The organism is Algoriphagus sp. AGSA1 (assembly GCF_021390545.1).
Lineage (GTDB): Bacteria > Bacteroidota > Bacteroidia > Cytophagales > Cyclobacteriaceae > Algoriphagus.
Map to the genome: position 1 here is coordinate 15,656 of NZ_JAJUWR010000003.1, position 24,933 is coordinate 40,588.

Consider the following 24,933-nt stretch of genomic DNA (forward strand, 5'->3'; position numbering starts at 1 on the left):
AAAACTACAGCTCCACGACATGCTTGCCCAAGTATTTCCTTTATTCATTTTGCAGGATTCCGGCGGGATTTGTCTGATCGATTTTATATATCTGGGTACTGATAGTTGCTGAAATGACTAGGAGTAAAACAAGCACCCCAAATCCAAGAGGAATGATGCCAACACCGGCATGAAAAGCAAAAAAACTATCCAAAAAACCAGATATTATCAGCGCAGAAAGTGTTGCTCCCAAAACTGAGGCTATGCCCCAGATGATCAGGTATCTCTTCAGTAGTTTCATCGATAAATCTGCTAGGTTGGCACCAAAAACCTTTCTTACACAATAGTCTTTGATATGTGAATTCATATTCAACGACACCAATCCGAACAGTCCCAGCGCAGCCAAAACTACAGCAAGTATTGCCGAGAATAAAATAATGGCACTTACTCCCCGAACGTCTTTTGATTCACGGTCAAACACCTCATTTTGTAATCCTCCTTCAAATAATCCTCTTGGCACAGTTTCGTGCCAGATTTTCTTCACTAATTCCATAGAAGATGCTGCCGATCCCGGAGCCATCTTCAATGTAAGGTAATTGAACGTAGTGTCCGGGGAAGCCCGGATCACCATGGGTTCAATTTCACTTTGGAAAAAAATAGTATGAAAATTCTCCAATACACCGACCACTGAAAAGTCCATGCTATCAAGGGTTATCTTTTCCTTCAAAGGAAACTCCAAGCCTAATCTGTCCAAAAAAGTCTGATTCACCATGACCGACTCTTGTGTATCTGAAACCAGCGATGGATTAAACATCCGACCTTCCTTGAGTTTCAAATCCATTAGATCAGGATAAGTAGCCTCTGCGTTCAACAGCATCACCTCATACTTTTCTTCATCATAAACCAACTCATCTTTCCTGATCCAACTACCTATGTAATCCTGGCTCCCACTGATTTCATTGACAGATGCAAGTGCCGAAAGCTTGTCTTTGAGCGGTAAATAATCTTTGGAGTTGGGTATGTTCACAATGATTTTATCCCCACTGTCATACCCCCAATCCCGATTCGAATTGATGTGATTTGTCTGGACAAAAGCCACCCCGGCCACGATACTGGTCATCGCAAGGGTAAATTGAAAAGTCAGTAATACACTGGTAAAGAAACCCTTGCTTCCAATCTTCTGATTGCCTTTGAGAATGTTGATTGACTTGAAGGAAGACACATAAATAGCAGGATACAATCCCGATACAATGGTGATAAACAAGAGCATCGCTCCCAAAAACATCCAAACGTACTTATCGTTAAACAAATCAATTTTTAGACTCTTGGAAGCGATATCGTTGAATCCCGGAAGGAAGATAAAGCCCGCAAAAAGGCAGCCCAGCAAAATAGCGAAAAAACATACTATGAGATTTTCGCTCAAAAACTGAAACACAAGCTGAATTCTCCTGACCCCGATCACCTTGCGAACTCCTATTTCTTTCAGTCTTCTAGAAGCCATCAAGATGGAAATATTGATGTAGTTAAAAATTGCCAATATCAGAATAAACAGTCCAATAGCCCCTAGAAGAATCTGTGGCCCAACCCCCAAAAAATCCCTGACTCCATTTTTGATCTCACCTATTTTATGCACTAAATCCGTATAGGCGACTACTTCCAAATTCCGGTAAGGTTTCTCTGGATTAATCTGGTTTTGTTGATTTTTCAGTGCGGATAAGCCATAGTTCAGTACGCTCGGACTGGTTCCCTTTTCCAATTGGACAAACGTCCACAACTCTCTATTCCAAGCATCTTTAATCGGCAACTCAGTAGTAGAAAATGGATGTGTCTCAATATTGACCAAAAGATCAAAATTGAACATATCCATATCTTTCAGATCGGCCAAAACACCCCCTACCTTGTATAGTTTTTCATGTCCATCAACCACCAATGAAAGTTCCTGCCCTATGGGATGCGTATCTCCAAAGAGCTTTTCAGACAGTTCATTTGTCAAAATCACCTGATTTGGCTCTCTCAATGCTCCCGGATATCCGTAATCCATCCGATACACAAACATTTCCATAAACTCAGGATCCACAAATAAGGAACGCTGCCTGTAACTCTCATTATTTTGGATCAAAATGGAGAAATCAACTGAAACCCGTGTGAGTTTTTTCACCTCACCTAGTTCTTTGAAAATAAGTTCCGAAATCGGTTCAGCAACAGTGCCATAAGTCACCAAACCACTTTCCTCCTCCACAGTATAGGTTAGTTGATAGATTTCGTCTTTGTTCGGCTGAAGCATACCTTTGAACCAAATCTGGGCGATAAAAAGATATGCTACCATACAGCAACCCACAGCACAGGCCAATCCAAACACAGAAATAAACGTGGTTCCTTTTTGCTTAAGGAGATTCCTCCAGCCGATTTTAAAATAGTTCTTTAACATAGCCCCTTGGTTAAATGATCGATTAGTTGGTTTGGTACGTCTGATGTTGCACCACCTGAAAAAACTGAGCACATGGATAAAAAACCGGAACCTTGCGTACCGGAGGCCTTTTTCCTCCAAGTCCAAGTAGAACAATTCATGCGCATCTCCCTGTATCTGCTCCAATCGACTCGGGTTGCAGTAGAATTCCAGAAAACGATCCGGCCATTTGGGAGGATAATGCTTGAGCTTACTGTCCATTGGAGAAGTCTAAGGCTAATGGAGGAAGTTGGTCAAAAAGTCTGTTTCTCTGGTTTTTGACTTCTTCAATAGCCGATCTGCCTGCCGCAGAAAGTGTAAATAACCGCTTACGCCTACCTCCCCGTTCTTCAGTGGCTCCGCCCATGCAGGATTTTAGAAACCCCTTCTCTTCCAACCTATTCAACACAGTATGTATTGCCGAAATATTGACTTTTCTGCCTGTTTGATTTTTGATCTCTTCCAATACAGCGACTCCATAAGCCTCCTGATGCAAGATCCCCACTGTCAGCAAAATCAACTCTTCCAATTCACCCAAATGATAACCCTTCATCTATGTTCTATTATATTTACAAATATAAATGTAATACATTATTTCCATATTTGTAAATATAATAGCTGAAAAACAGTTATGAACAGTCCCTTAGTAATCCGTCTTGATCAGAAAAGCGGCAAAAGTCTGGAATAATTAACCAGACCTGTTTCGAAGCCTGCTGGGCTTTAGGGCTCGCAGTCATAGAGTAATTGAAGGATAACTAAACTTCAGAAAAATTTCAAATTGAATACCTTAACTTGGGAACCTGAATGTTGAAGTAACGACAGGTCAACAATTAAAAGAATCTATTCTAAATAAGTTTTCTAGCAAAACCCCTTTCTCATGCCAGTCCATACTATTCTAGGTGCCAATGGCAATATTGCTAAAATTGTATCGGAAGAACTCGCCAAGTCAGGAATATCAGTCCGTCAGTTCAGCCGAACTCCCAAAAAAGTAAATCCCTCAGATGAACTGATTTCCGGCGACTTACTGGACTCCACTGCTGTGTCGAAGGCAGTAAAAGGCTCAGAAGTAACATTTTTATTGGCGGGAATCCAGTACAAATCCGCTGTTTGGGAAAGAGACTGGCCGATAATCATGAGGAACACACTAGATGCCTGTATCGCCCATGGATCCCAGCTGGTTTTCTTCGACAACATGTATGCCTGCGACCCATCACAAGTCAGTCATCTCACAGAAAAAACCCCACTCAAACCTCAAAGTAGAAAAGGAAAAGTCAGAAAGCAGATTTTGGACATGCTATGGGCTGAAGTGAAAAGCGGAAAAATTTCCGCTATTGTGGCTAGAGCCCCAGATTTCTACGGGCCAGGTGCCAGCAATTCGGTGCTGGATGAACTGGTGATCAAACGGATGAGAACCGGTAAAAACGCACAATGGCTTTACTCCGGAGATAAAAAGCATTCCTTCATCTATATCCCTGACGCAGGAAAAGCAACGGCATTTTTGGCATTGCAGGAAGACTCCTGGAATCAAACATGGAATTTGCCAACCGATGATTCCTATCCTACTGTAAAAGAAATTGTAGAAATGATCAATCATGAGCTTGCCACACAACTCAAACTGCAAGTGATGCCGGCTTGGCTGGTCAGTACCCTCGGACTTTTCATGCCTGTAATGAAAGAAATCGCCGAACTCCGCTATCAATTGGATTCACACTACTGTTTTGATTCCTCCAAAATCGAGAAAGCTTATGGGCTCAAGCCTACCAAGATGAAAGAAGGGCTGAGGTTTTGCTTGAAAGACTGAAATTACTTGGCATTAAGCTGTAATGTGTATAGTATAACCCCATCATCTTCTGTCTCAGATAAGCCGGCTACTTTTGAAACAACCAATTCTCCTTCATTATTGACCACCATCGGGTAGTTGCTTGTGCTTGGAAATGGGACATTTGTTGCCAATTGGTTAAATTCCTTGTCAAAAACCGCAGCATAGTTTGGATTCTTTTTGCGCTGGGACAGCCCGCCGTCATTTGGTTGGCCAAGCTCAGCCATCTGCGCTTCTGAAATGCCCTTAGTATAGACAACCACATAGTAATTTCCCACCTTGAAAAGGTTGGTTAAATTGCCTGACAATTTCTTTGAAAAACCTTCAAAAAATTGCTCTGCCTTATCCATAGGGACAGGATCATAGTGAACCCAATCTGGAATGTTCACCTCCACAGTTCTTTCATATTCAAACTGATCCCCTACTTTATTGTACACATAGATTCTTGGTTCTAACCACATACTTAGGAGTAACTTATTCTGATCCATGGTATAAACCGGTATAGGAAATCCGTGAACCTGATCATCAAGTAAGGGAGAAGTTTCCGGTAATCTCAGCACTGCAAGTGTATCACCCGTGGTTTTATCCTGGGATTCAATTATCGGAAGTCTATACAAGGTTTGAAAGAATTCGCCTTCTTCGATATTGATGGCAAGGGATTCAGGCCAAGGCTTCGGATAATAGATTTTGTTACTGGATTCGAACAAGCCCAGCTTTGGGTAAATCATAAAAATTACATGAGGATATGAAATAGTGATTTCTCCTACTTTAAGAGAATCCTGAAATCTAGAGTAACCCTTTGGAGGATTGAAGACAGTCACATCTCCATTGAAATAGCCCAAACCAAGTGGAGAGCTCACGGCGTCTATTCCATCCTCATTGAATTTATTGTGATTAAGAATTTTTCCCTGTGCATCAACCTCTAAGTATTCCTGATAAAATTCCGTGGAGAGCAAGTATTTTTCGGTTTTCGGATCAAAGTCGATCAGCATCATTTCCCCGAGATAATCTATCTGAACCGAGTCAATGATGTCGAGGGAAAAAGTCTTAGGAACGGAGTTTTTTCGGTTCTCCACCACAGGATATAAGTCCGAAAACTGTCGTGCAGCGTGCAAATAAAACCAAGTAGCGTCTCATGGGAAATGGAAAAAGTCAGAAAGTGAAAAGTTTTACATAATTTTCTATATCAATGGTAAAAAACTAAATGCCAAGCAATTCCCCAACTAAACCTACGTGAGTTAACCCATTTTAACAGAATGAAAAAGTGTGATCAACGACAAAATTGAAACAATTATCACTCAAAAGTTATGGCTACTGAAGTACTAAGTTAAGTAGGTGATAGATTATCTGATTTTTGAATTGTGATTCCAAAAAACGACTGCGATATCCCCAATCAAAAGATCTGCGGGAATTTGGGTCTTTTCTGCGCTAATCAGCGGGAATGCTTCTTAACTTTTCAGGAAAAAAACTTTAAAAAAGATCACATTTTTGTCCAGATCCGGAAATATGATTGTCATAGAGGTATAACAATCAAAATTCTAACATCATGGAAAAGCGAATTAATTTATTTGAAAAAGCAACAGACGGACTGAAACCAATCTATGCTATGGGAGCTTATTTAAAAAAGGCAAGCATTGAAAAACCCTTACAAGAACTGCTTCTCTTTAGAGTTTCTCAGATCAACGGCTGCGCATTTTGCCTTGATATGCACTCTAAAGATGCCCGGGCAGCAGGGGAAACAGAGCAGCGACTTTATGGATTAAGTGCATGGAGGGAAACTCCCTACTATACGGATCGCGAAAGAGCCGCCTTGGCATGGGCAGAAGCAATCACTGCTTCAAAAGTCAGCGATGAAATCTATGCGAAAGTAAGTGGACATTTCACCGAAGAGGAATTGATCGATCTCACATTCATTGCTACTTCCATCAACACCTGGAACCGGTTGCAATCGGCTTTTCCTGTAAAAGCAGGCTCTTACACAGTGGGTCAGTTTGGTTGATTCTGTAACTTTAAAAAAAAAATAGTACTATGGAAGAGTTCTTATTGATATTCAGGAGAGATTTCAACTCCAAGGAAAACCAACCATCTGCCGAAGGTTTGCAAAACCATTTGAAACAATGGCAGGATTGGTTTGCAAAGTTATCCGAAGAAGATAAACTTTCCCGGCCGATTCAGCGCTGGGACAGAGAAGGAAAAATTGTGAAATCAAAGAATCAGATTCTTAATGGCCCGTACGTTGAGATCAAGGAAGCTATTGGAGGTATGATTTTCATCAAAGCATCCAGTTACGATGAAGCTGCAGAGATAGCCAATGGATGTCCGATCTTGGAACTCGGCGGAAATGTAGAGATCAGAAAAGCAGTAACGCCTGTAGAGCATTGAGCGGAAATGGAAAAGCAGTTTTCAGTAATTGCTTTTCCATTCTAATTTTATTTTAGGTTTTCACTTTTTACAGTCTAAAATGTCGGACAAAGAAGAATTACTCCCCCATCTATTTCGAAATGAGTATCAGAAGATCGTTTCAGTCTTAATCAATCTATTTGGTATAGCCCATGTGGAAGTGGCTGAAGATATCGTCAGTGACACTTTTTTATCCGCTACAGAAAACTGGAGCCATCATGGATTGCCGGATAATCCAACCGCTTGGCTTTATACCGTAGCCAAAAACAAGACAAAAAACCATCTGAAGCGGAATCGATTATTTGAAGCAAAGCTCGTCCCACAAATCAAAATAGATTCTTCCTTGAGTGAGGAACTTGAATTGGATCTGTCCTATCAAAACATCTTTGATAGTCAGCTGGCAATGATTTTCGCAGTATGCAATCCCATCATTCCGTCTGAATCCCAGATCGCATTAGCCCTAAACTTACTTTGTGGCTTTGGCGCACAGGAAATCGCTGATGCTTTTGTGACCAACAAAGAGGTCATATATAAGCGGATTAAACGGGCTAAAGAAACCCTGAAAGAAGCTAATCTCCCGATTTCCCAACCGAGTATATCTGAAATCGCCGAAAGATTGGAAACTGTCCTGACTACGCTATATCTTTTGTTTTCGGAAGGTTATTATTCCACTTCACAGCAAACCAATCTCAGAAAGGACTTTTGCATGGAAGCAATGCGACTGAATTACATGCTTATCCAAAATGCAGCCACAAATTCTCCAAAGGTAAATGCATTGATGGCACTCATGTGTTTTCACTCTTCCCGCTTTGATGCCCGAACCGACAAGCTGGGAGAAAGTGTGCTATATCATGAACAAGATGAAAATCTTTGGAACCAAGAGCTTATTGAACGGGGAAATTACTTTCTCAACAACGCTGCGACAGGGAACCATCTTTCAAAATATCATTTGGAAGCGGGAATAGCAGCCTGGCATACCCAAAAGGAAGATACCCCAGCTAAATGGGAGCAAATCCTGCAAAGCTATGATCATTTGCTTCAGTTGGAATATTCCCCAATAGCTGCCCTCAATAGAGTCTATGCACTTTCCAAAGTATCCGGAGCAAATCCTGCTATCAAAGAAGCTGAAAAACTAAATCTCAGGGACAATCAATTCTATTTTTCACTTTTGGGCAAACTCTATGCTGATGTAGATGCTAAAGTGGCCCTTTCGCACTATCAAACTGCCCTCGGATTAGCTCGCGCCGAAACAGATCAACTGCTGATCAAACGAAATATAGAAAGTCTCCATACCCAATTATGAAGTATGGACATAGCTGCTAATTAGCCAAAATCAATTGACAATTTGATTAAAGCAGGTGGCAAAAGCACTTCGATTTTCCAGCTCTATCATTCTATTCTTAGCGTAAAAATGGTGCAACAATAGTTCTCAACGTAGGTACTACCTGCTCTTCAAACCAAGGGTTTCTCCTCCTCCACATAAGATTGCGCGGTGAGGGATGTACAAGCGGCATAAATTCCGGTAGGTATATTTCATAATTCCTTACCGTCTCTGTGAGGGTTTTCTTCCGGCTGTTTTTCAGGTAATAGTTCTGGGCATATTGCCCTATAAGCAAAGTCAGTTGCACCTCCGGCATCGCCGCACGCATCTGCTCATGCCAAGTAGGTGCACATTCTGGCCTAGGCGGCATATCTCCACCCTTCCCTCTGCCCGGATAGCAAAATCCCATAGGCATAATCCCAAAAACCTTTGGGTTATAAAACTGCGCTCTATCCACACCAAGCCAGCGTCTGAGTTCATTTCCGCTGGCATCGTTCCAGGGAATTCCAGTGGCATGCACCTTAGTCCCCGGAGCCTGACCGATGACCAGAACTTTACTTTCAGGGTGAACAGAAAAAACCGGAAGTGGGTCGAGAGGCAAAACTGCCGAGCAAAGTGTACACGCCTGAGCGTTAGCGACTAATTTTTCAAACCTATTCATTATACATAATTATCTTCACCGACATGCTTATTTCCCTGAGAGAAGAAAGTTATTTGAGTTCATTTTACTTATTCTATGGATTTTACATTAAATTAATTGACTACTTAATTGAACTTCAATACATTAGATCAAACAATTATTGTTAATTTAAGTTAATCCATCTTTAGGATCCATACGTATCTCATCAAATACCTTCAACCACTCAATCCGAATGATATGAAAAATACCTACCTCGCTTTCATCCTGGTGATTTTTATTTGCTCAGGATGTTTTTCGTCCAAGGATTATGTAACTGACTATGACTACAATTACCAAGCTTCTTTTAAAAAATACAAAACGTTTGCATTTGTAGTTCCAACAGAAAAGGACACCAGTCTGATTTCCCCAGTTCTGAGCGCTACTATCGGAGCCAGACTTGGATCCCAGGGATTTAGAGAACAAGAATCAAAACCGGATTTGCTGGTCAGCTATAAAATCTTCACTGACTCCATTAGATATCGTGGGTATGTACAGCCAGAATTTGATTACTATCTGCAGCGAGTGAGTAATGTGCCGGAGAAAGAAGACGGAGAGCTCGACAAGGAGCAGGAAAAAGACGAAACCTATAATCAGGTAAGATACAGTGAGAATAGAGGAATGCTGGTCATCTATGTGATCGACAGCAAACGGGGAAATACAATCTGGCAGGGATACACCGCTGCTAACTTCAATTATGACGACCCTAACTTTCAGTCAGACATTACCAGGGCTGCTTACCGGGTGATGAATGAATTCAAAGTACTAAACAACAGACAACTGGAATAATACCTTCCAATGAGTATCTTCATAGGCAACCTGTGTAGCCATTCCACAGTTTTGAGAAGAAGTCCCAAACGAAATTCGGGACTTCTTTTTTATTAAAAAACCTTCTTTGTGCAGCTCAGACGGTTATTTGGTGACTTTTTCAGGAAAGTGGTGATGATTTTCAGTTGTGGCAATTCCTTTGAAATGTCTTAACGAGATACAAAGAACTCAACTATGAAAAAATCACTAATTGTTACCGGACTGCTGAGCGCCACTGTGATGGCCTCCTGTGTTTCCAAGAAAAAATACACCGAACTGGAAAGCAATCTTTTTAGAACCCAAACCGAACTGGCTACTACTGAGCAAGAAAAAGCTGAGCTAGAAGAGAAGATGCAGATCATCGAAAACAGAGTTGCTGAATACAATGCAAGAATCAACTCTCTCCGTGATACTAATGACGCATTGACCTTGCAGAATGATGGGATGTACAGCTTGGAAGGAGCTACTATGATGTCCAAAAACTCCAAGGAAAAAATGAAGCAAACCTTGGCAAATGTGGACCAGCAGAAACTAGCCCAAGCACAGACTTTAGAAGATTCCGTCAATCTGGCCGTGGAATATAACCTGAAGAAAAACATCACCGAAACCACCGTAGATGGTGAGGAAGATGATGTGAATATCAGCATTGACCAGACGGTAGTAATGATCTCCGTATCGGACAAACTTCTTTTCAATACTGGCAGCTATAGAATCAATAGCAAAGCAAATCCTCTTCTTCAGAAATTGGCTGAGGTGATCAACGCTGAGCCAAGCCTCCAGGTGATGATCGAGGGACATACGGATCCCAGAACAATCTCCACAGGAGTAGTTCAGGATAACTGGGACTTGTCTGTCAAGAGAGCGACCAGTATCGTAAGGAAACTTCAGCAAGATTACAATGTAGCTCCTGAGAAAATGATCGCCGCAGGAAGGGCTAGTTATATGCCGATAGTAGAAAATGATTCACCGGAAAATATGGCGATCAACAGAAGAACCAGAATCGTTTTGATACCAGATCTGGACATGTTCTTTGCGATGCTTTAAAACATAAAAAACCACCGATTAATTTTAACCACCACAACCGTAAAGCAGGCCCTACAGCCTGCTTTTTTTTATCCCATTTTCAGTAAATTATCCCCTCATCAAGAATTTATAATTGTGACACAAAAGGAATTAGATGAATTAACCTACAAAATAAATGGTGCTGCCTTTGAGGTTCACAAGCATCTAGACCCTGGACTATTGGAAAGCGTATATCAAAAATGTCTTGCAGAAGAATTGAGGCTACGAAATATCTCTTTCCAACAAGAACTTATTTTACCTATTGTGATTATCCGCAATGATGCCAGTAACCATATTTTCTTTGCTTTACTGTACGGAAGACCGAAGACAGGTCACCGAAGTGGCCTTGACGCTGGTGTTCTCCGAATCCTATGATGCTTTTGTTGTTTTACTGGCAAAAAGGCGGATATACATATTACCTATTCAATACAAAGGCATTTCAGTTTTAGCTGATTTAAGGTTAGACTTTTTCATTGAAAAAAACATAGTCGCAGAATTAAAATCTGTTTCAGAAATTCTACCGATTCATCAAGCTCAATTGATGACCTATATGAAGTTGATGAAAGCACCAAAAGGCATTTTACTGAATTTCAATGTTGTAAATCTATACCATGAAGGGCAAAAAACTTTCGTAAATAATTACTTCTCAAATTTAGACAGAGGCCAAGATTGCTTAACCACAAAGTCATAAAGAAAGCAAGGAAGTTAGATTTACCTCCTTATACTTTCTTATACTTTGAAATATTTTAGATTTCTCTTCTTTGTTGATTTTGCGACTTTGTGGTGACAATTAATAGAACAGTTTCAATCCAATACTTCTAAGGTACCCAAGGCATGCTGCATCAACACATCCTGAAAAAAGCGTGTGTAAACAGCCTGCGCTTGGTCAGCCTGCGCACTTACCAGTTGCTGATTGGCAGTGGCAAGATCTACAAAATTGGAAATCCCCAATCTGAACCGCTCTGAAATCGCATTTTGGGCTTCTTCTGCAGCCATCACCTGAACCTCCGTATTTGCCTCCTTTTTCACTGCCGCCATGTAGTTCATATAAGCCAGTTTTACATCCTGGTAGATTTTCCTATCGATGGATTCTTTTTGTAAAACCTGATTTTTGTAGGCCACTCTGTTACGGCTTACGTTCAATTTATTTTGGAAATTGTTGAAGATGGGTATAGCGAGGCTTAATCCCATAGAATTCTGCGGGTATATTTTCAAGAGTTGGTCTTGTAGTGTCCTATCATCCAACGAAGTGAAAAACGTGTTATAGTTATAAAAGGCCGTTACCCTTGGATAATACATCGCCTTGCTGGCTTTCAGGTTTTTCTCTAAGGATTCCACAAGTAATTTCTGCTGTGTGCCATCTGGTCGGTTCACTAGCGCTATATCGTATAGTTCCTTCATACTCATATCATCAAAACCCATAACATCCGTCCCAGGATCAACAGATTCCAACACTGGAACCACTCCAGGTTCCAGCTGCAAATATTCGGACAGATCCCACACATCATTCTGATACTGCAATTCAGCATCTACCAACACAGACTCCAGTCTTGCCACTTCTGATTGCTGATTATATTTGTCCGATAAAGTTCGAAGTCCGGCATCCACAAAACCATCTATCTGCCGCAATGTCTCCTTTTGGTTCTCTAAATTCTCTATAGAGATTCTCACCAATTCCTGGTCCAGAAGCACCTGAAGGTACCTTCTGGCAACATCGAACACGATTTGCTGAGAGGCTCTGTCAAGCCCTTTTTCCCCTGCTTCATAAGCGAGTTTTGCGGACTGGGTGTCCAGAATCCTTCTGCCTGCATTGAAAATAGGCATACTCATATTCAATCCTGCGTTCACCACTTCATTCGTCACACTGGTCACCACTATCTGCCCTTCTATCTGTTGCGTTTGCTGGCCTTTCTGTTGGGAAAATGAGCTATTGATATTCACATTGGGAAAATGTGAGAGAAGTGCTGACTGCTTTTGAACCTTCAGTACTTCCATGTTATTTGATAGTACCTGATAATCAACATTCGCAGAAAGAGCCAAATCGACCGCCTGACGAAAATTGATTTTCAAGGTATCCTGAGCCTGTACTGTTACTGAAAGCAGGATGCCAACAACTAAAGCACTATATTTTCTATGCATGAACAATCGCTTCATCTTTTTCTATTTTACCATCCAGCATATCGATCAGTCTGGTTCCATAATCCGCATTTTCTCTCGCATGGGTGGCCTGTATAATTGTAGTTCCCTCGCGGTGCAATTCCTGGAAGACTTCCATGATCTCTTTGGCCTGACCTGAATGAAGATTTCCAGTGGGCTCATCGGCAAGCAGCACTCTAGGCTTACCGGCGACAGCTCTTGCTATGCCGACTAGCTGCTGTTGGCCACCCGAAAGCTGGGCAGGAAACAAATCTTTTTTTGCCACCATATTGAACCTGTCCAGCAGATTGGCGATGATGCTTTTGCGCTCATTTGATGACACATTTCTATACAGGAGAGGTGTCTCGATGTTTTCATACACCGTCAGTTCGTCAATAAGATGGTAAGCCTGAAAAATGTAGCCAAACTCGCTTTTATGCAAAGCAGCCCGTTCACGTTCCTTCATTTTTTTAATATTCCTATCGCCGAAAAAGTATGCCCCATCATAATCTTCATCGAGCAAGCCAAGGATGTTCAACAAAGTAGATTTCCCTGCCCCACTTGGCCCCATAAGTGTGACAAACTCTCCTTCGTTTATGGTGAGATCTATTCCTTTGAGAATAAATATGCGTTGAAACCGTGATTCAATGTATTTATCTACTTCTTTGAGTTCAATCATTTGAATGATACTTATATAGTTAGTATTAATTAATCGCTTTTTAATGTTTTGGATGGATTCAATCTGAACACCTTCCAACTTCTATAACTAATTGTCAATCCAGCCAGGAATAATACCAGCAAAATCGCTAAAACATATGGCCATGGCGAGAATGAGACACGGTTGGCAAAGGACTGCAGCCAAGTATCACTAAACCAAAGTCCAAATCCTACCGCCAATACCGAAGCTACCGAGAGCAGCTTGAAGAAATCAGATGCCAATACTGAGATGACATCCTTTTGAGTAGCTCCAAGTACTTTTCGGATACTGATTTCCCGTGTTCTACGAAGTGCTACATAGGACACTAGACCAAACAATCCCATACAGGCAATCAAGATAGCTATGCCCGAAAACAGGGTGAAAATCACACCTACACGCTCTTCTGAGCGGTAAAGCTGAGCATATTCCTGATCTATAAATTTATAGTTGAACGGCCGTTCCGGGACAAACTTCTTCCACACCTCTTCAAGTGTTGCAAGGGTAGCGGCGGGATTTCCCGCAGGTATTTTCACCAGAAGCACATTCGCATTTCCCTGATCTTTAAATATGCCCAACGGACCAATATTTTCATGCAAGGAATTAAAATAGAAATCTCCCACCACCGCTTTGATTCTTGCATCTGAATATCCAAAATTCACTGTTTTTCCGATGGCCTCTTCAGGACTCCAACCCATTTCCCTGATAGCAGATTCATTGAGGATAATCGGAACCAAGTCTTCATTATCATTAGCCTCCTCTCTGGAGAAGTCATTTGCATTGAGATCAGTACCTGCGAGAATTGCCAGGTTTAGCGTTTTGACAATATCCTCATCAGTGGAATATCCCGTAATCATAAACTCGCGCTGATTGTCCCCTCCCGGAAATATCCTATATCCTGCCTTGATGTGTACAGGCATGTCTCCCGCAAGGGCTATGGAATACGCAGCACCAGATTTCAGCATTTCAGCCTTCATGGTCTCAACCGCATTTCGCATCTTGTAGTGATAGGGCAGCGCTACCACTTGTTCCCTATCGTAGCCTAAACTGACGTTTTGCATGTAGTCCAGTTGGTTTTTTACGATAAAAGTAGCTATCAACAGGCCAATGGAAACGAAGAACTGGAACACTACCAGAGATTTTCTCACCCAAGCTCCTCCACCCATTTTCGTTTTATTTGCCAGTGCTTTGATCGGCTCCATGCCTGACAAAATCAAAGCCGGGTACATTCCTGCCAACAAGCCCACAATCACTATCAACCCTATCATAAGACCGAGCCCGCCAAAATTCATTAAGGAATCCGTGCTTAGCAGCACCCCGCTGATCGTCGAGAATTTTGGTAGAATCAAGTAAAGGCACACAATACTCAATAGCGTAGCTGCAAAAGTGAGTAGCATAGATTCGGAGACAAACTGACCAAACAACTGTCCTCTCCCTGCTCCCATTGCTTTGCGAAGCCCAACTTCCTTATTGCGCTCGGTAGCTTCTGCCGTGGCCAAGTTCACATAATTGATAATCCCTATTGCAATAAGCAACAAAGCAACTATACCGAAAATATATAAGTAGCGAATGTCTGTTCCCGGCTTGATACTGCCAAGTGATTGATCTCCCAAATGTATTTCACTGACTGGCTGCAGGTGGAAAAACGTTCTATAGCCATATTCTGCCAGTTCCTTGCCAAGGTATTTCTCCTTGATTTCCTCTACTTTGGCCTGAAAAGCACCCACATCCGTTCCGGATTTCAACTTCACATAAGTATAGTAATTACTTGGAGACCATTCAGGATTCTTTCCGTGTCTGTGCGATTTGAAAGATGCCAAAAAATCAAATTCCATGTGACTGTTGCTAGGAAAATCCTCCATCACTCCGGATACCGTAAAATCATTCCCTTCCACCTTCATTATTTTGCCGACAGCAGTGGCTGCGTCACCAAAATAGCGCTCAGCAGTTTCGTTTGTTAGCACCAGCAGATTTGGCTCTGACAATACTTGGCTGGAATTACCTGACAAAAGATCAAAGTCAAATACGTTGAAAAAGTTTTCATCTGCATAAGCAAAGGATTGCTCCTCCTGATTTCCCTCACCGCCATCTATCAGTACAGAAGAGAAGATACTAAGGTCAAAAACCAATGTACCTGTCTCCACCTCCGAAATTTCCTCTATAAGCGTAGGAATCAGACTGGACGGAGTGGAACTCACTAACTGGCTTTCTCCTTCAGACACGAACTCCTGATTGAATTTATATATGCGCTCATAATCCCCATACATTTTATCATAACTCCATTCATGTTGGATATAGAGGCAGATTGCCAAAAAACTCACAATGGCTACGGTCAATCCGATAAGATTGATGCCGGTGTAGAGTTTGCGTTTCTGCAAATTACGAAAGGATATTTTAAGGTAGTTTTTCCACATAGAATAAGGATTGAATATTGCCAAATTCAAAAGACTTGTCTGCCGTGGCAGATTTGGAGATTGAGTATTCCCAAGTATTTATTTTAAATTTTAAGTCTATTCGTACATCCTCCCTCCTCTTTTCCACTTTTATGCCACAAAAAAATGCCTCTGAATAAACCCCAGAGGCATTTTTACACTTTTGATAGGATTACTATCTCGAACATTTTTGTCCGCTGGCGAACAAAACAACTTATCAATGATCAATTCTCAAGACAAATGACAAACCTCAAATCTATTCTAAACTCTCGATTCTTGGCTCTTGCATCTAAAATCTTATGTCTTATACCTTGATACGTATGTCTTGATACTAGAACTTTCGGTACTTCCCTTTCAAGAATTTATTTGCTTTCTTCTCGGCAAACTTCGCTTTTTTGCTGTCCCAATGAAGGGTTTCATTAGGGAATCTGCCTGCGATTACACCCAATAAAATGGTCTCTGTCAATCGTGAGGCGTATGAGAATGGTGCGGTAGTTTCTCCCTTTCCCAGACAGGCATCCACAAACTGGTGGTAATGCTTCTTGCTTTCGGAATCGTAATCCTTCACGGGTTTGCCCAGATTGAATGATTCTATGTCCATTTCCACATACTTACCATCGACGATTTTTCTTGGCAACTGTTGAAAATGCGGTAATAGTAACCTGCCCTTTTCTCCCATAAACATCGCTCCTTGATCAGGCAATTCATCACCATTTGGCAATACCAGATCTTCATGTGCTTCAGGGGCCCCGATTCCATCATACCATACCCACTTCAGTGTTTCTGCAGTATGCTTGGTTCCCGGAAACTCATAAGTCACTACATTGTTTGCGGGAAAACCAAATCCTGTAGGTTCGCGGCATTCATTGATGATGGTTCTTGGCACATCGAGTTCAAGTGCATTATATGGCGTATCGAAAATATGCACCCCCATATCCCCTAGCGTACCACAGCCATAATCCATTATTTTTCTCCAATTGCCCGGATGATAAAAGCCTTCCTTGTAAGGCCTCTCGGGAGCAGTTCCCTGCCAGAGGTTCCAATCTAAGTTAGCAGGTACAGGATCAGCTCCTTCCGGCTCAGGGCCATCATAACCCCAATCCTTTGGGGACCAAGCACGGACGGTATGCACCTTACCGATGATTCCAGACTGAATCAGTAAGGTCGCCAACTTATAATCGTAAAAAGAATGCACCTGAATCCCCATCTGGGTCACCAAATTCTTCTTAGTCGCCAGCTTATTCATTGCCCTGGCCTCTGACACATGGTGAGTCAATGGTTTCTGGCAATATACAGGCTTACTCATCTTCATTGCCATGATCGAAGCCGGTGCATGGGTATGATCAGGAGTAGATACCACTACAGCATCTATTTCATTTTCCATGTCTTTCAGCATCTCCCGATAGTCAGCGTAGGTCTTTGCATTTGGATGAAGCGCTTTCGCATTGGCCATCATATTCGAATCCACATCGCAAAGTGCTACCACGTCCACCAACTCATGGGACGAAATCGCATCCAAATCGGCCATGCCCATCATTCCAAGTCCTATATGGGCAGTCCTTAGACGTTCGCCTGCATTTAATCTGGCCAAAAGGGAAGGAGCCAAGGCGGCACCCAATAATCCTAAGCCACTCTTTTTGACAAAGTCTCTACGGCCTATACTTTCAATGTTCGTACTCATGTTTCAGTGAATTTATTTCAAGGTTATTTTATAGTTCTTTGATTCTGATATTCTTAAAGCGGACTACATCTCCGTGGCCTAAGAAACCAATGTGGCCTGAACTCCGCTGCAATCCAGGATGATCCTTATTGTCCAGAGTTCCGTTATCGCTTGCCTCAAGATAGTCACCATCCAGGATGGTTTCTCCATTAAGGATAACTTTAATATGTGGATGATTAACGACAACCTCTTGCTGATTCCAATCTCCCACAGGATTCAAATATCCCCTTTTGGCTGGAATCACACCATAGACCGAACCGTGGTATTGGTACTCCTTCAAGTTCGCAAATTTGTCTGCGGTATTATCCAATATTTGTAGCTCTTTGCCTACGTATGCAGCATCGCCCTCAAGAGGCGCATGGATACCCAAGCCATTATTTGCGCCCGGGGTAAGCTGAAATTCAAACCTGAGGATAAAATCCCCATATTCCTTTTCAGTAAATAAATTCCCTCCTCCAGTTCCTTGGGGATCTATTACAATCATGCCATCCTCTGCATGATAAGACGTTTTGTTACCAATCCATCCATCGAGGTTTTGCCCATTGAAAAGCGAAACGAATTCCTCATCTGAAATGCTTTTCTGCGAGCCGCATGCATACACAAGAATTGCAACAACAAAAAAAACGAGACTTAAAACAGAATTAGATTTGGTCATCAGAGATTATTTAAAGCGTTTTTGGCATTTAGCGCCACAAACAGGAATGCAATTTAAGGTTTCATGCCAATTTGCGAACAATAAACTTAATTAAAAATTTTATTTACACCTCAGGTATTTAAATGATTTTTTTGGAAAAGGTGGTTTCCCAAAAGTATTGAGTAGCTAGTATCAAGATTCCAAAGGAGCCGCTTGCACCTAGCTCAATACTTCAGTCTTGGACTTAATGCAATGCGGTCTTCAGATTGCCGTGACGATCCGATATGCGACTAACAATTTCATGAACTTCGTAATTGCTTCACCTAGACAATTACATAAATTATCTCCCACAACCCCGACACTTTCCGTCCATATCATTTTCCATCCTTTTACGTATCCTTATCTCCCGGTATATTGAAATCAAATGGAGCAGAACGAAGCAGAAAGCTATTTCAAAGGGCGTGGGTCGCAGATTAAGACGGACAACAAATTCCTCAAATATCGCTATGTGAGTGAGCATATTGAGGGACTGGATGAAGCCTTGATCCAGTCTCCACACACCAAAGTCTATCAGGAGCATTCCAAGAGCATAGTAAACAAAATCGAAAGCCCTGATCTGGGCATGATGTACTCACTAAATCCTTATCAAGGCTGTGAGCATGGATGCAGCTATTGCTATGCTAGAAATACGCATGAATATTATGGATTTGATGCGGGTCTTGACTTCGAAAGCAAAATTATAGCTAAAGCAAATGCCGCCCAGCTTCTGGAAAAGTTGTTTCACAAACCTACTTGGAAACCCGTCCCTATCAGCATAGCCGGCAACACTGACTGCTATCAACCACTGGAACGCAAGATGGAACTTACGAGAAGTTTGCTGAAAGTCTTTGCCCGCTACCGTCACCCTGTAGGAATGATCACTAAGAACAGTTTGATCTTAAGAGACAAAGATTTACTTCAAGATTTGGCCATGGATAAACTGGCCAAGGTTTTCATTTCCATCACTTCACTTGATGAACATGTGAGACGTAAAATGGAACCACGAACTGCCAGTGCATCCAAACGGTTAAAAACCATAGAAGAACTTTCTTTGGCAGGCATCCCCGTCGGGGTCATGTGTGCACCCATCATCCCGGGCCTGACTGATCATGAGACACCCGCTATCCTCAAAGCTGCCGCGGATCATGGAGCACTTACGGCCGGAATGACCGTAGTTCGTCTTAACGGAAGTGTAGGCCCAATTTTCGAAGATTGGGTTCATAAAAACTTTCCCGACCGAGCGCATAAAGTAATAGCTCAAATCTGCTCAATGCACGGCGGTCAACTCAATGATTCCCAGTTTGGAAGAAGGATGCGGGGCGAGGGTAAGGTAGCTGAGATGATCAATCTGCTTTTTGCCACCTCAAAGAGGAAGTATTTTGCAGGCAAGACTATGCCCGAATTCGACCTCTCTAAGTTTAGAAAAGGTGGGAATTTGAATTTGTTTTAGTCTCCCATTATAAATCCCCCTGCCCCCGTTGTAAAGGGGGAGTCACCTCAACTGAACCTCAGATATCAATCAATACAGTGAAAAATATTAATAAAGAGGGGTCAAAGTACCATTGAGGCTATTCCCTCCGCCGTGGCGGAGAGTTAGGGGGATTTCTAGGATTTCCTAAATCTCAAATCCACCCTACTCACTCTTCAGCACTTTGGCAGGATTGGTCTGCGAAGCCACATACGAGTGAATACCCACGATAAGCATACATATTACCATCACTCCCAGACCCGCTCCCACAAACATCAAATAAGGCATTTCCACCCGGGTATTGAAGCCGCTTAACCAATCGTTGAGAAAATAATAGGCAGGGAATACGGCGATCAGGAATGAAACTCCCACCAAAATCATGTATTCTTTGGAGATCAGAAAGAGAATCTGCTGTAGAGTTGCCCCCAAGACCTTCCTGATACTGATCTCTTTGGTGCGCTGGGCTATGGTGAAACTGGAAAGTCCAAACAAGCCAAGGCAAGAAATCATAATCGCAAGCGCACAGGCAAAGCCAAGCACATTTTTGATTTTCACATCTTCTTGATAGAATCTATCTAGTTGAGTATCCAAGAAATTGAAAGACACTGATTCATAAGGATAAACTGTTAGATAAATCTTCTCCAATTTCTCCTTTGCCGCAGCCAAGTTCTGATCTGAATTCAGCTTTACATTCACCGTTTGAAAAAACTTGGGATTATAGGTAAAGAGAAGTGGGCGAATCCCCTCTCTAAGTGTCCTGGAATGAAAATCAGCGACCACTCCGATGATTTTGCGTTGCTCCCCGCTATATCCTATCTCTACCCCCAGCGCATCTTCAGCACTTGTGAAACCGGCTTCTTTCACAAATTGCTCATTGACCAATAGCTCATCTTTTCGATCTATCCCATCCGAACCTGCTATCAGCGGAATACCATTTACCCGCACAAAGGCTGAATCCACATTCATCACCTGTATATACATCTCCTTTTCAGTCGTGTCCATAGGCACTTTGGCATCAGACGTCCAAAGGCTCGTGGACGACACTAAACTACCGCTCAAACTGGCACTTTGCACCATTGTCTCCTGATTAAAGCGATCCTGAAGCTGAAGCATTTTATCGGGATCAGACATGAATGGAAGAGAGGCGTACACCACGGCTTCCTTATCAAACCCCAGCGGCTGGCTGGTCACGTACTTCAGTTGATAGTTCAGTACCAAAACCAGAATAATAAAAGCAATAGAAGATGACAGTTGAATCACTGTCAGGTTTTTTCTCAGAAATACTCCCACGGAAAACTGACCGCTCTTGATCAATTCCCCTTTCAAAGCCCGCTGTGGGTTATAGTTAGAAAGAATCAGAGCCGGATAAATCCCCGCAATCATGGAGACCAAAACAGGGAACCCTGTATAGAAAAGAACATTGTAAACAGAAAAATATTCAATACTGAAATTCTTAGGAAGATAGTCTGCGAATAACCCTCTAATTCCTTCTACGAATACCATAGCTAGGATGGTACTGCACAAGACGATCAAAAATGTCTCCGCAAGAAATTGAGTAATCAGCTGCAGCCGGGTTCCACCTATTGTTTTTCTGATCCCCACTTCCTTGGACCTACTTATCGCCTGGGCGGTTTCAAGGTTTACAAAGTTCAGTACTGCAAGCACAAGAATGATCAAACCTATCAGAATCAAACCGTTCAGGAAAACTTTAGAAACGTTGTCATAGGAATAATTCTCTCCAAAATGCATTTCGGACAGTGGTTCTGTAAAAAATCTTGTGCCATATCCACTATCGGCTTTAGCCTCCATATTTTTTGCAATCAGCGGTTCAAAGGCATTGTCCACTGACTCACGAGACACCCCTGTAGCCAGTTTGACAAAAAGTTGACTGCTTGAATTGACCGATGTCCAGTCATGCAAACCATACCATTCTATTTGCTCCTCTGTCCGAATTGTGCTAAAAGAGATGAAATCAGTGAAAATAAAGTCTGTTTTTTCCTTATAGTCAGCAACTACACCTGTAACTTTCGCATAAATAGAATCTGAATCCGCAAACATCAACTCCTGTCCCAGTACATCGGACGCTTCAGAACCAGGAAAGTACTTATGCAAGCTCTCTTCTGTGATCACGACTGATTCAGGCTGGAGCAAGGCGGTTTCAGGATTTCCTGCCAACCACTCCCTCGGGAAAATCTTAAAGAATCCCCCATCCGCAAAAGTTGCATTATTCGATCTTCCAAACACTTTGCCCGAGGAAGGCAAGGCTACTAAAGTCTGAGACATCGTATAGAGTCTCCCCTTATCTTCTATCCCCGAAACTTCTTCCTGAATCACTTCTCCAAGTGGCCCCGGGGTTCCTGAATTAGGAAAAACCCCCTCATCCCCCCAGTCCGTCAGGGTATTTATCCGGTATATTCTCTCCTTGTCCGGATGAAAGCGGTCAAAACTATAAGAATGCGTCACCACGTTGAAGATCAAAAAACAGATGGCAATCCCTATAGAAAGTCCAAGGACATGGATAAACGAACGCATCTTATTTCTAAGAATGTTTCTCCAGGCTATTTTAAAGTAGTTCTTTAGCATTTTATTCGAATTGGAAAATTGGAAGATTCTAAAATTGGAAGATTGACACAAGCAAAGCGCATAATTATCAATTTGATTTTTGGTTTTAGAATCTATATTCTTGAATCTAAAATCTTGATTCTAGATACTCTCTACTTGATACTTGAAACGCTACTCATCCTTCAACGTCTTCACCGGATCCATCTGAGTGGCCCTAAAAGACTGGGCAGAAACTATTGCGATAGTAAACGCGATTCCTCCCAATCCCAAAAAGGTAAAGTTGACCCAGGACGGCCATTCTTTCACTGCAAACTGCTCAATCCATCCCTGCATAAAATACAGGCTTAAGGGTAAAGCCACCAGTACCCCTACGCAAGTAATGGCTAGGAATTCCTTGTTGAACATCCAGGAAATGCTCCAGCTGGAAGCCCCCAGCACCTTTCGGATGCCTATTTCTTTGGTTCGTCCGGCTATACTCAGTGCCGCCATGGCAAACAATCCCATTGCTGCGATCAGGATAGCAACACAAGCGGCCAGAAAGACCATTTTCCCCAATCGCTCATCTGCTACATATTCTTTTTGAACGGCCTCATCAAGAAAGCTGAAACTAAAAGTCTCCATTGGAAACACCCGACTCCATTCATTCTCAAGCATAGACTTGAAAACTTCGAAATCCGTCCCGCTGCTTTTCGCCATGACCTTCGGATTGGTGCCTGAACTGATCATCAGCATATTGATTCCGCTAAATACTGTTTCAGGATTTTTCGCCAGGATTACCGGTTCTATCTCCTTATACAGGGAATTATGATTAAAATCCTTTACCACGCCCACGATTTCATGGTTGCCTATTTTATTACTCGGAAGTGATTCCCCTAGAGGATCCTCCCATTTCATAGCTTTTGCAAAAGTCTCATTGATCAATACCGCGTTGCCGTCTGATCCGGTTTCAGGATTGAAATCCCGACCGCTTACCAGCTCCAGACCAAGGGTTTTCAGATAATCCCCACCCACAAAATTCAATCGGAAATTAAACTGCTTGCCATCTTCCGTAGGAAATCCTCCATCCCAAAACGCATCGTCACCATAGGTTGCGATAGTAATTCCTGCAGATTGCACTTCTGATCTGCCTTCCAAAGCCTGGCGGTATTTCTCCGCCTGCGCAAAGCTCTCATTTATCGATTTCACAAAACTCGTACTCGGCACATCAGGAATATCCACCAGCACCACCATATCCTGGTCAAAGCCCAAGTCATAATCCCTAATTGCTTTCATCTGATTGACCATAATCAATGTCGAGGCTATTAACACAAAGGAGATGAAAAACTGAAATGCCACCAAACCCTTTCGCAATGCCTGCTTCCCAAAGCGTATCGAGAGATTTCCTTTCAGTACTTTGATCGGCTTCAGGCTGGACATAAAAAAGGCCGGATATGCCCCTGCCATCGCAGTAATCAAGACTACCAAACCACCTAATATCAAGAGTTGAGTCGGCCCATAAACCAGGTCAAGTTGCTTGTCAAACAGATTGTTAAAAATAGGAAGCAGAGCTTCTGCCAAGATCAATCCGAAAACCAATGCTGCGATAGTGATCAGAAATGCCTCTGTCAGAAACTGAAAAACCAACTGTCCGAAATCTGCTCCCATGGTCTTGCGAACACCCACTTCTTTGGCACGGGTAGTTGACCTGCCTATTGCCATGGTGGTAAAATTGATGCAGGCTATCAACAGAATCAAAAATGCGATTCCAGCCAAAATCCACAATAACGATGGACGGGTGGTTTCTACCATTCCCGTATCGGGATTCTCTGTCAGGTGCATTTCAGCAATCGGCTGGAGCGTGAACGTATATTCCCCTGGCTTGTATTGTTCTCCCAGAACCTTTTTCATCATGTTTTCCACCCCAGCCTCTACCGAGGCTTTGTCTTCTGCACTTTTTAATTTGACGTAGGTGTCCCCATAGACATTAAACCAAGAACTCTGATTTTGTTCCGCAACATTAAAATCCAGGTTGCTGTCGTTCATCAGCATATCAAACTTTATACTGCTGTTTGATGGCAGGTTCTCCAAAAGACCGGAAACTTTATACTCCTCGTAGTTGTCTCCCATTTTCAACCGGAGAGATTTGCCGATGGGATCAGCATTGCCAAAGTACTTTTTGGAAACTTCTTCAGTGATCACCACACTAAACTTATCTTGAAGTACTTGCTCTTTGGCCCCCTGAAGCAACCTAAAACTAAAAATCTCCAAGAACTCCGGGCTCACCATCAAATAAGGTTGATTTTGGGTAGTCTCTTCATCGAGATAAGTCTGGGCTGCGCCGCTCACTAAACGTGTGGTATGGGTAACTTGGGAAAATTCATTGGCAAAAGTAGGCGCAGTGATAATAGGAGTGGAAAAAGAAGCATTCATTTCCCCATCTTCTACCTCAAATCGTTGTATTCGAAAAATATGATCGCCTTCGCTATGAAAATCATCAAAATTGCTCTCAAACTGTACAAAAAAGAAAATCAACGTGCTAACACCCAAGCCCAGTGTAAGACCGATCAAATTGATTCCTGTGTGTAATTTGTTTTTGGACAGATTACGGATTGCGATTTTAAAGTAGTTCTTCCACATTGTGTAACTGTTGTTGGTTTTTAATTTCACCTTTATACAGGCACCTTAGTTTAACCCTGTAGGAGTGCTAAACACCTGCGTTAGTATTCTCAAGAAAAGAGAGTTCCGTAATACAGCTATCA

20 protein-coding genes are annotated in these 24,933 nt (G+C 42.2%); 9 read left to right on the plus strand and 11 right to left on the minus strand.

Annotated features, from left to right (window positions below):
* Positions 1 to 40 precede the first annotated feature (40 nt).
* Entirely contained in the window at positions 41 to 2,647 is a 2,607-nt protein-coding gene (locus LZF95_RS02340; protein WP_233753387.1) for an ABC transporter permease, read from the minus strand.
* Positions 2,637 to 2,978 (minus strand): PadR family transcriptional regulator, encoded by a 342-nt coding sequence (locus LZF95_RS02345; protein ID WP_233753388.1) that lies wholly within the window; start codon positions 2,976 to 2,978, stop codon positions 2,637 to 2,639. The genes LZF95_RS02340 and LZF95_RS02345 overlap by 11 nt, the downstream gene beginning before the upstream one ends.
* A gap of 324 nt (positions 2,979 to 3,302) precedes the next feature.
* On the opposite strand from LZF95_RS02345, the gene LZF95_RS02350 reads away from it, so the two are divergent.
* Complete coding sequence (locus LZF95_RS02350) at positions 3,303 to 4,226, plus strand: NAD-dependent epimerase/dehydratase family protein (RefSeq protein WP_233753389.1); 924 nt, start codon at positions 3,303 to 3,305, stop codon at positions 4,224 to 4,226.
* A 2-nt stretch (positions 4,227 to 4,228) separates the two neighbouring features.
* Here the strand turns inward: LZF95_RS02350 and LZF95_RS02355 are convergent, their stop codons facing one another.
* Positions 4,229 to 5,359: a hypothetical protein gene (locus LZF95_RS02355; RefSeq protein WP_233753390.1), complete on the minus strand. Its 1,131-nt coding sequence runs from the start codon at positions 5,357 to 5,359 to the stop codon at positions 4,229 to 4,231.
* 431 nt (positions 5,360 to 5,790) lie between these two features.
* On the opposite strand from LZF95_RS02355, the gene LZF95_RS02360 reads away from it, so the two are divergent.
* The 3 genes from LZF95_RS02360 to LZF95_RS02370 all read left to right on the plus strand — a co-directional run bounded on the left by LZF95_RS02360 (position 5,791) and on the right by LZF95_RS02370 (position 7,947).
* Positions 5,791 to 6,243, plus strand: coding sequence for a carboxymuconolactone decarboxylase family protein (locus LZF95_RS02360; RefSeq protein WP_233753391.1), 453 nt, complete (start codon positions 5,791 to 5,793; stop codon positions 6,241 to 6,243).
* Positions 6,244 to 6,272: 29 nt separating this feature from the next.
* Positions 6,273 to 6,626, plus strand: coding sequence for a YciI family protein (locus tag LZF95_RS02365; RefSeq protein ID WP_233753392.1), 354 nt, complete (start codon positions 6,273 to 6,275; stop codon positions 6,624 to 6,626).
* Between the two features lie 79 nt (positions 6,627 to 6,705).
* Positions 6,706 to 7,947 (plus strand): RNA polymerase sigma factor, encoded by a 1,242-nt coding sequence (locus tag LZF95_RS02370; protein ID WP_233753393.1) that lies wholly within the window; start codon positions 6,706 to 6,708, stop codon positions 7,945 to 7,947.
* Positions 7,948 to 8,044: 97 nt separating this feature from the next.
* On the opposite strand, the gene LZF95_RS02375 is transcribed toward LZF95_RS02370, so the two are convergent.
* The gene (locus LZF95_RS02375; RefSeq protein WP_233753394.1) at positions 8,045 to 8,626 is read right to left on the minus strand and encodes a uracil-DNA glycosylase family protein; all 582 of its coding nucleotides are present in this window, start codon (positions 8,624 to 8,626) and stop codon (positions 8,045 to 8,047) included.
* 216 nt (positions 8,627 to 8,842) lie between these two features.
* Between LZF95_RS02375 and LZF95_RS02380 the strand changes: the two genes are divergently transcribed.
* The 4 genes from LZF95_RS02380 to LZF95_RS02395 all read left to right on the plus strand — a co-directional run bounded on the left by LZF95_RS02380 (position 8,843) and on the right by LZF95_RS02395 (position 11,201).
* Entirely contained in the window at positions 8,843 to 9,430 is a 588-nt protein-coding gene (locus tag LZF95_RS02380) for a DUF4136 domain-containing protein (RefSeq protein WP_233753395.1), read from the plus strand.
* Between the two features lie 213 nt (positions 9,431 to 9,643).
* Positions 9,644 to 10,492 carry an OmpA family protein gene (locus LZF95_RS02385; RefSeq protein WP_233753396.1) on the plus strand — a complete coding sequence of 283 codons (849 nt, stop codon included), beginning with the start codon at positions 9,644 to 9,646 and terminating at the stop codon, positions 10,490 to 10,492.
* A gap of 114 nt (positions 10,493 to 10,606) precedes the next feature.
* Complete coding sequence (locus tag LZF95_RS02390) at positions 10,607 to 10,885, plus strand: GxxExxY protein (protein WP_233753397.1); 279 nt, start codon at positions 10,607 to 10,609, stop codon at positions 10,883 to 10,885.
* Positions 10,851 to 11,201, plus strand: coding sequence for a GxxExxY protein (locus tag LZF95_RS02395; RefSeq protein WP_233753398.1), 351 nt, complete (start codon positions 10,851 to 10,853; stop codon positions 11,199 to 11,201). The genes LZF95_RS02390 and LZF95_RS02395 overlap by 35 nt, the downstream gene beginning before the upstream one ends.
* A gap of 113 nt (positions 11,202 to 11,314) precedes the next feature.
* On the opposite strand, the gene LZF95_RS02400 is transcribed toward LZF95_RS02395, so the two are convergent.
* The 5 genes from LZF95_RS02400 to LZF95_RS02420 form a co-directional block, all read right to left on the minus strand.
* On the minus strand, positions 11,315 to 12,664 hold the full coding sequence (locus LZF95_RS02400) for a TolC family protein (protein WP_233753399.1): 1,350 nt from the start codon (positions 12,662 to 12,664) through the stop codon (positions 11,315 to 11,317).
* Positions 12,642 to 13,325, minus strand: a complete 684-nt coding sequence (locus LZF95_RS02405) for an ABC transporter ATP-binding protein (protein ID WP_233753400.1) — start codon at positions 13,323 to 13,325, stop codon at positions 12,642 to 12,644. Before LZF95_RS02405 ends, LZF95_RS02400 begins: the two co-directional genes overlap by 23 nt.
* A 29-nt stretch (positions 13,326 to 13,354) precedes the next feature.
* Complete coding sequence (locus LZF95_RS02410) at positions 13,355 to 15,754, minus strand: ABC transporter permease (RefSeq protein ID WP_233753401.1); 2,400 nt, start codon at positions 15,752 to 15,754, stop codon at positions 13,355 to 13,357.
* 349 nt (positions 15,755 to 16,103) lie between these two features.
* A complete protein-coding gene (locus tag LZF95_RS02415; RefSeq protein WP_233753402.1) occupies positions 16,104 to 17,453 on the minus strand; it encodes a Gfo/Idh/MocA family protein in 1,350 nt (449 codons plus the stop codon).
* 28 nt (positions 17,454 to 17,481) lie between these two features.
* Positions 17,482 to 18,147 (minus strand): DUF1080 domain-containing protein, encoded by a 666-nt coding sequence (locus tag LZF95_RS02420; RefSeq protein WP_233753403.1) that lies wholly within the window; start codon positions 18,145 to 18,147, stop codon positions 17,482 to 17,484.
* 403 nt (positions 18,148 to 18,550) lie between these two features.
* Here LZF95_RS02420 and LZF95_RS02425 point away from each other — a divergent pair, with 403 nt between their 5' ends.
* Positions 18,551 to 19,615: a PA0069 family radical SAM protein gene (locus LZF95_RS02425; protein ID WP_233753404.1), complete on the plus strand. Its 1,065-nt coding sequence runs from the start codon at positions 18,551 to 18,553 to the stop codon at positions 19,613 to 19,615.
* A 183-nt stretch (positions 19,616 to 19,798) separates the two neighbouring features.
* Here LZF95_RS02425 and LZF95_RS02430 read toward each other — a convergent pair whose 3' ends face one another.
* Together LZF95_RS02430 and LZF95_RS02435 are read right to left on the minus strand one after the other, a co-directional pair.
* On the minus strand, positions 19,799 to 22,216 hold the full coding sequence (locus LZF95_RS02430) for an ABC transporter permease (protein WP_233753405.1): 2,418 nt from the start codon (positions 22,214 to 22,216) through the stop codon (positions 19,799 to 19,801).
* A gap of 150 nt (positions 22,217 to 22,366) precedes the next feature.
* Complete coding sequence (locus LZF95_RS02435; protein WP_233753406.1) at positions 22,367 to 24,811, minus strand: ABC transporter permease; 2,445 nt, start codon at positions 24,809 to 24,811, stop codon at positions 22,367 to 22,369.
* Positions 24,812 to 24,933 lie beyond the last annotated feature (122 nt).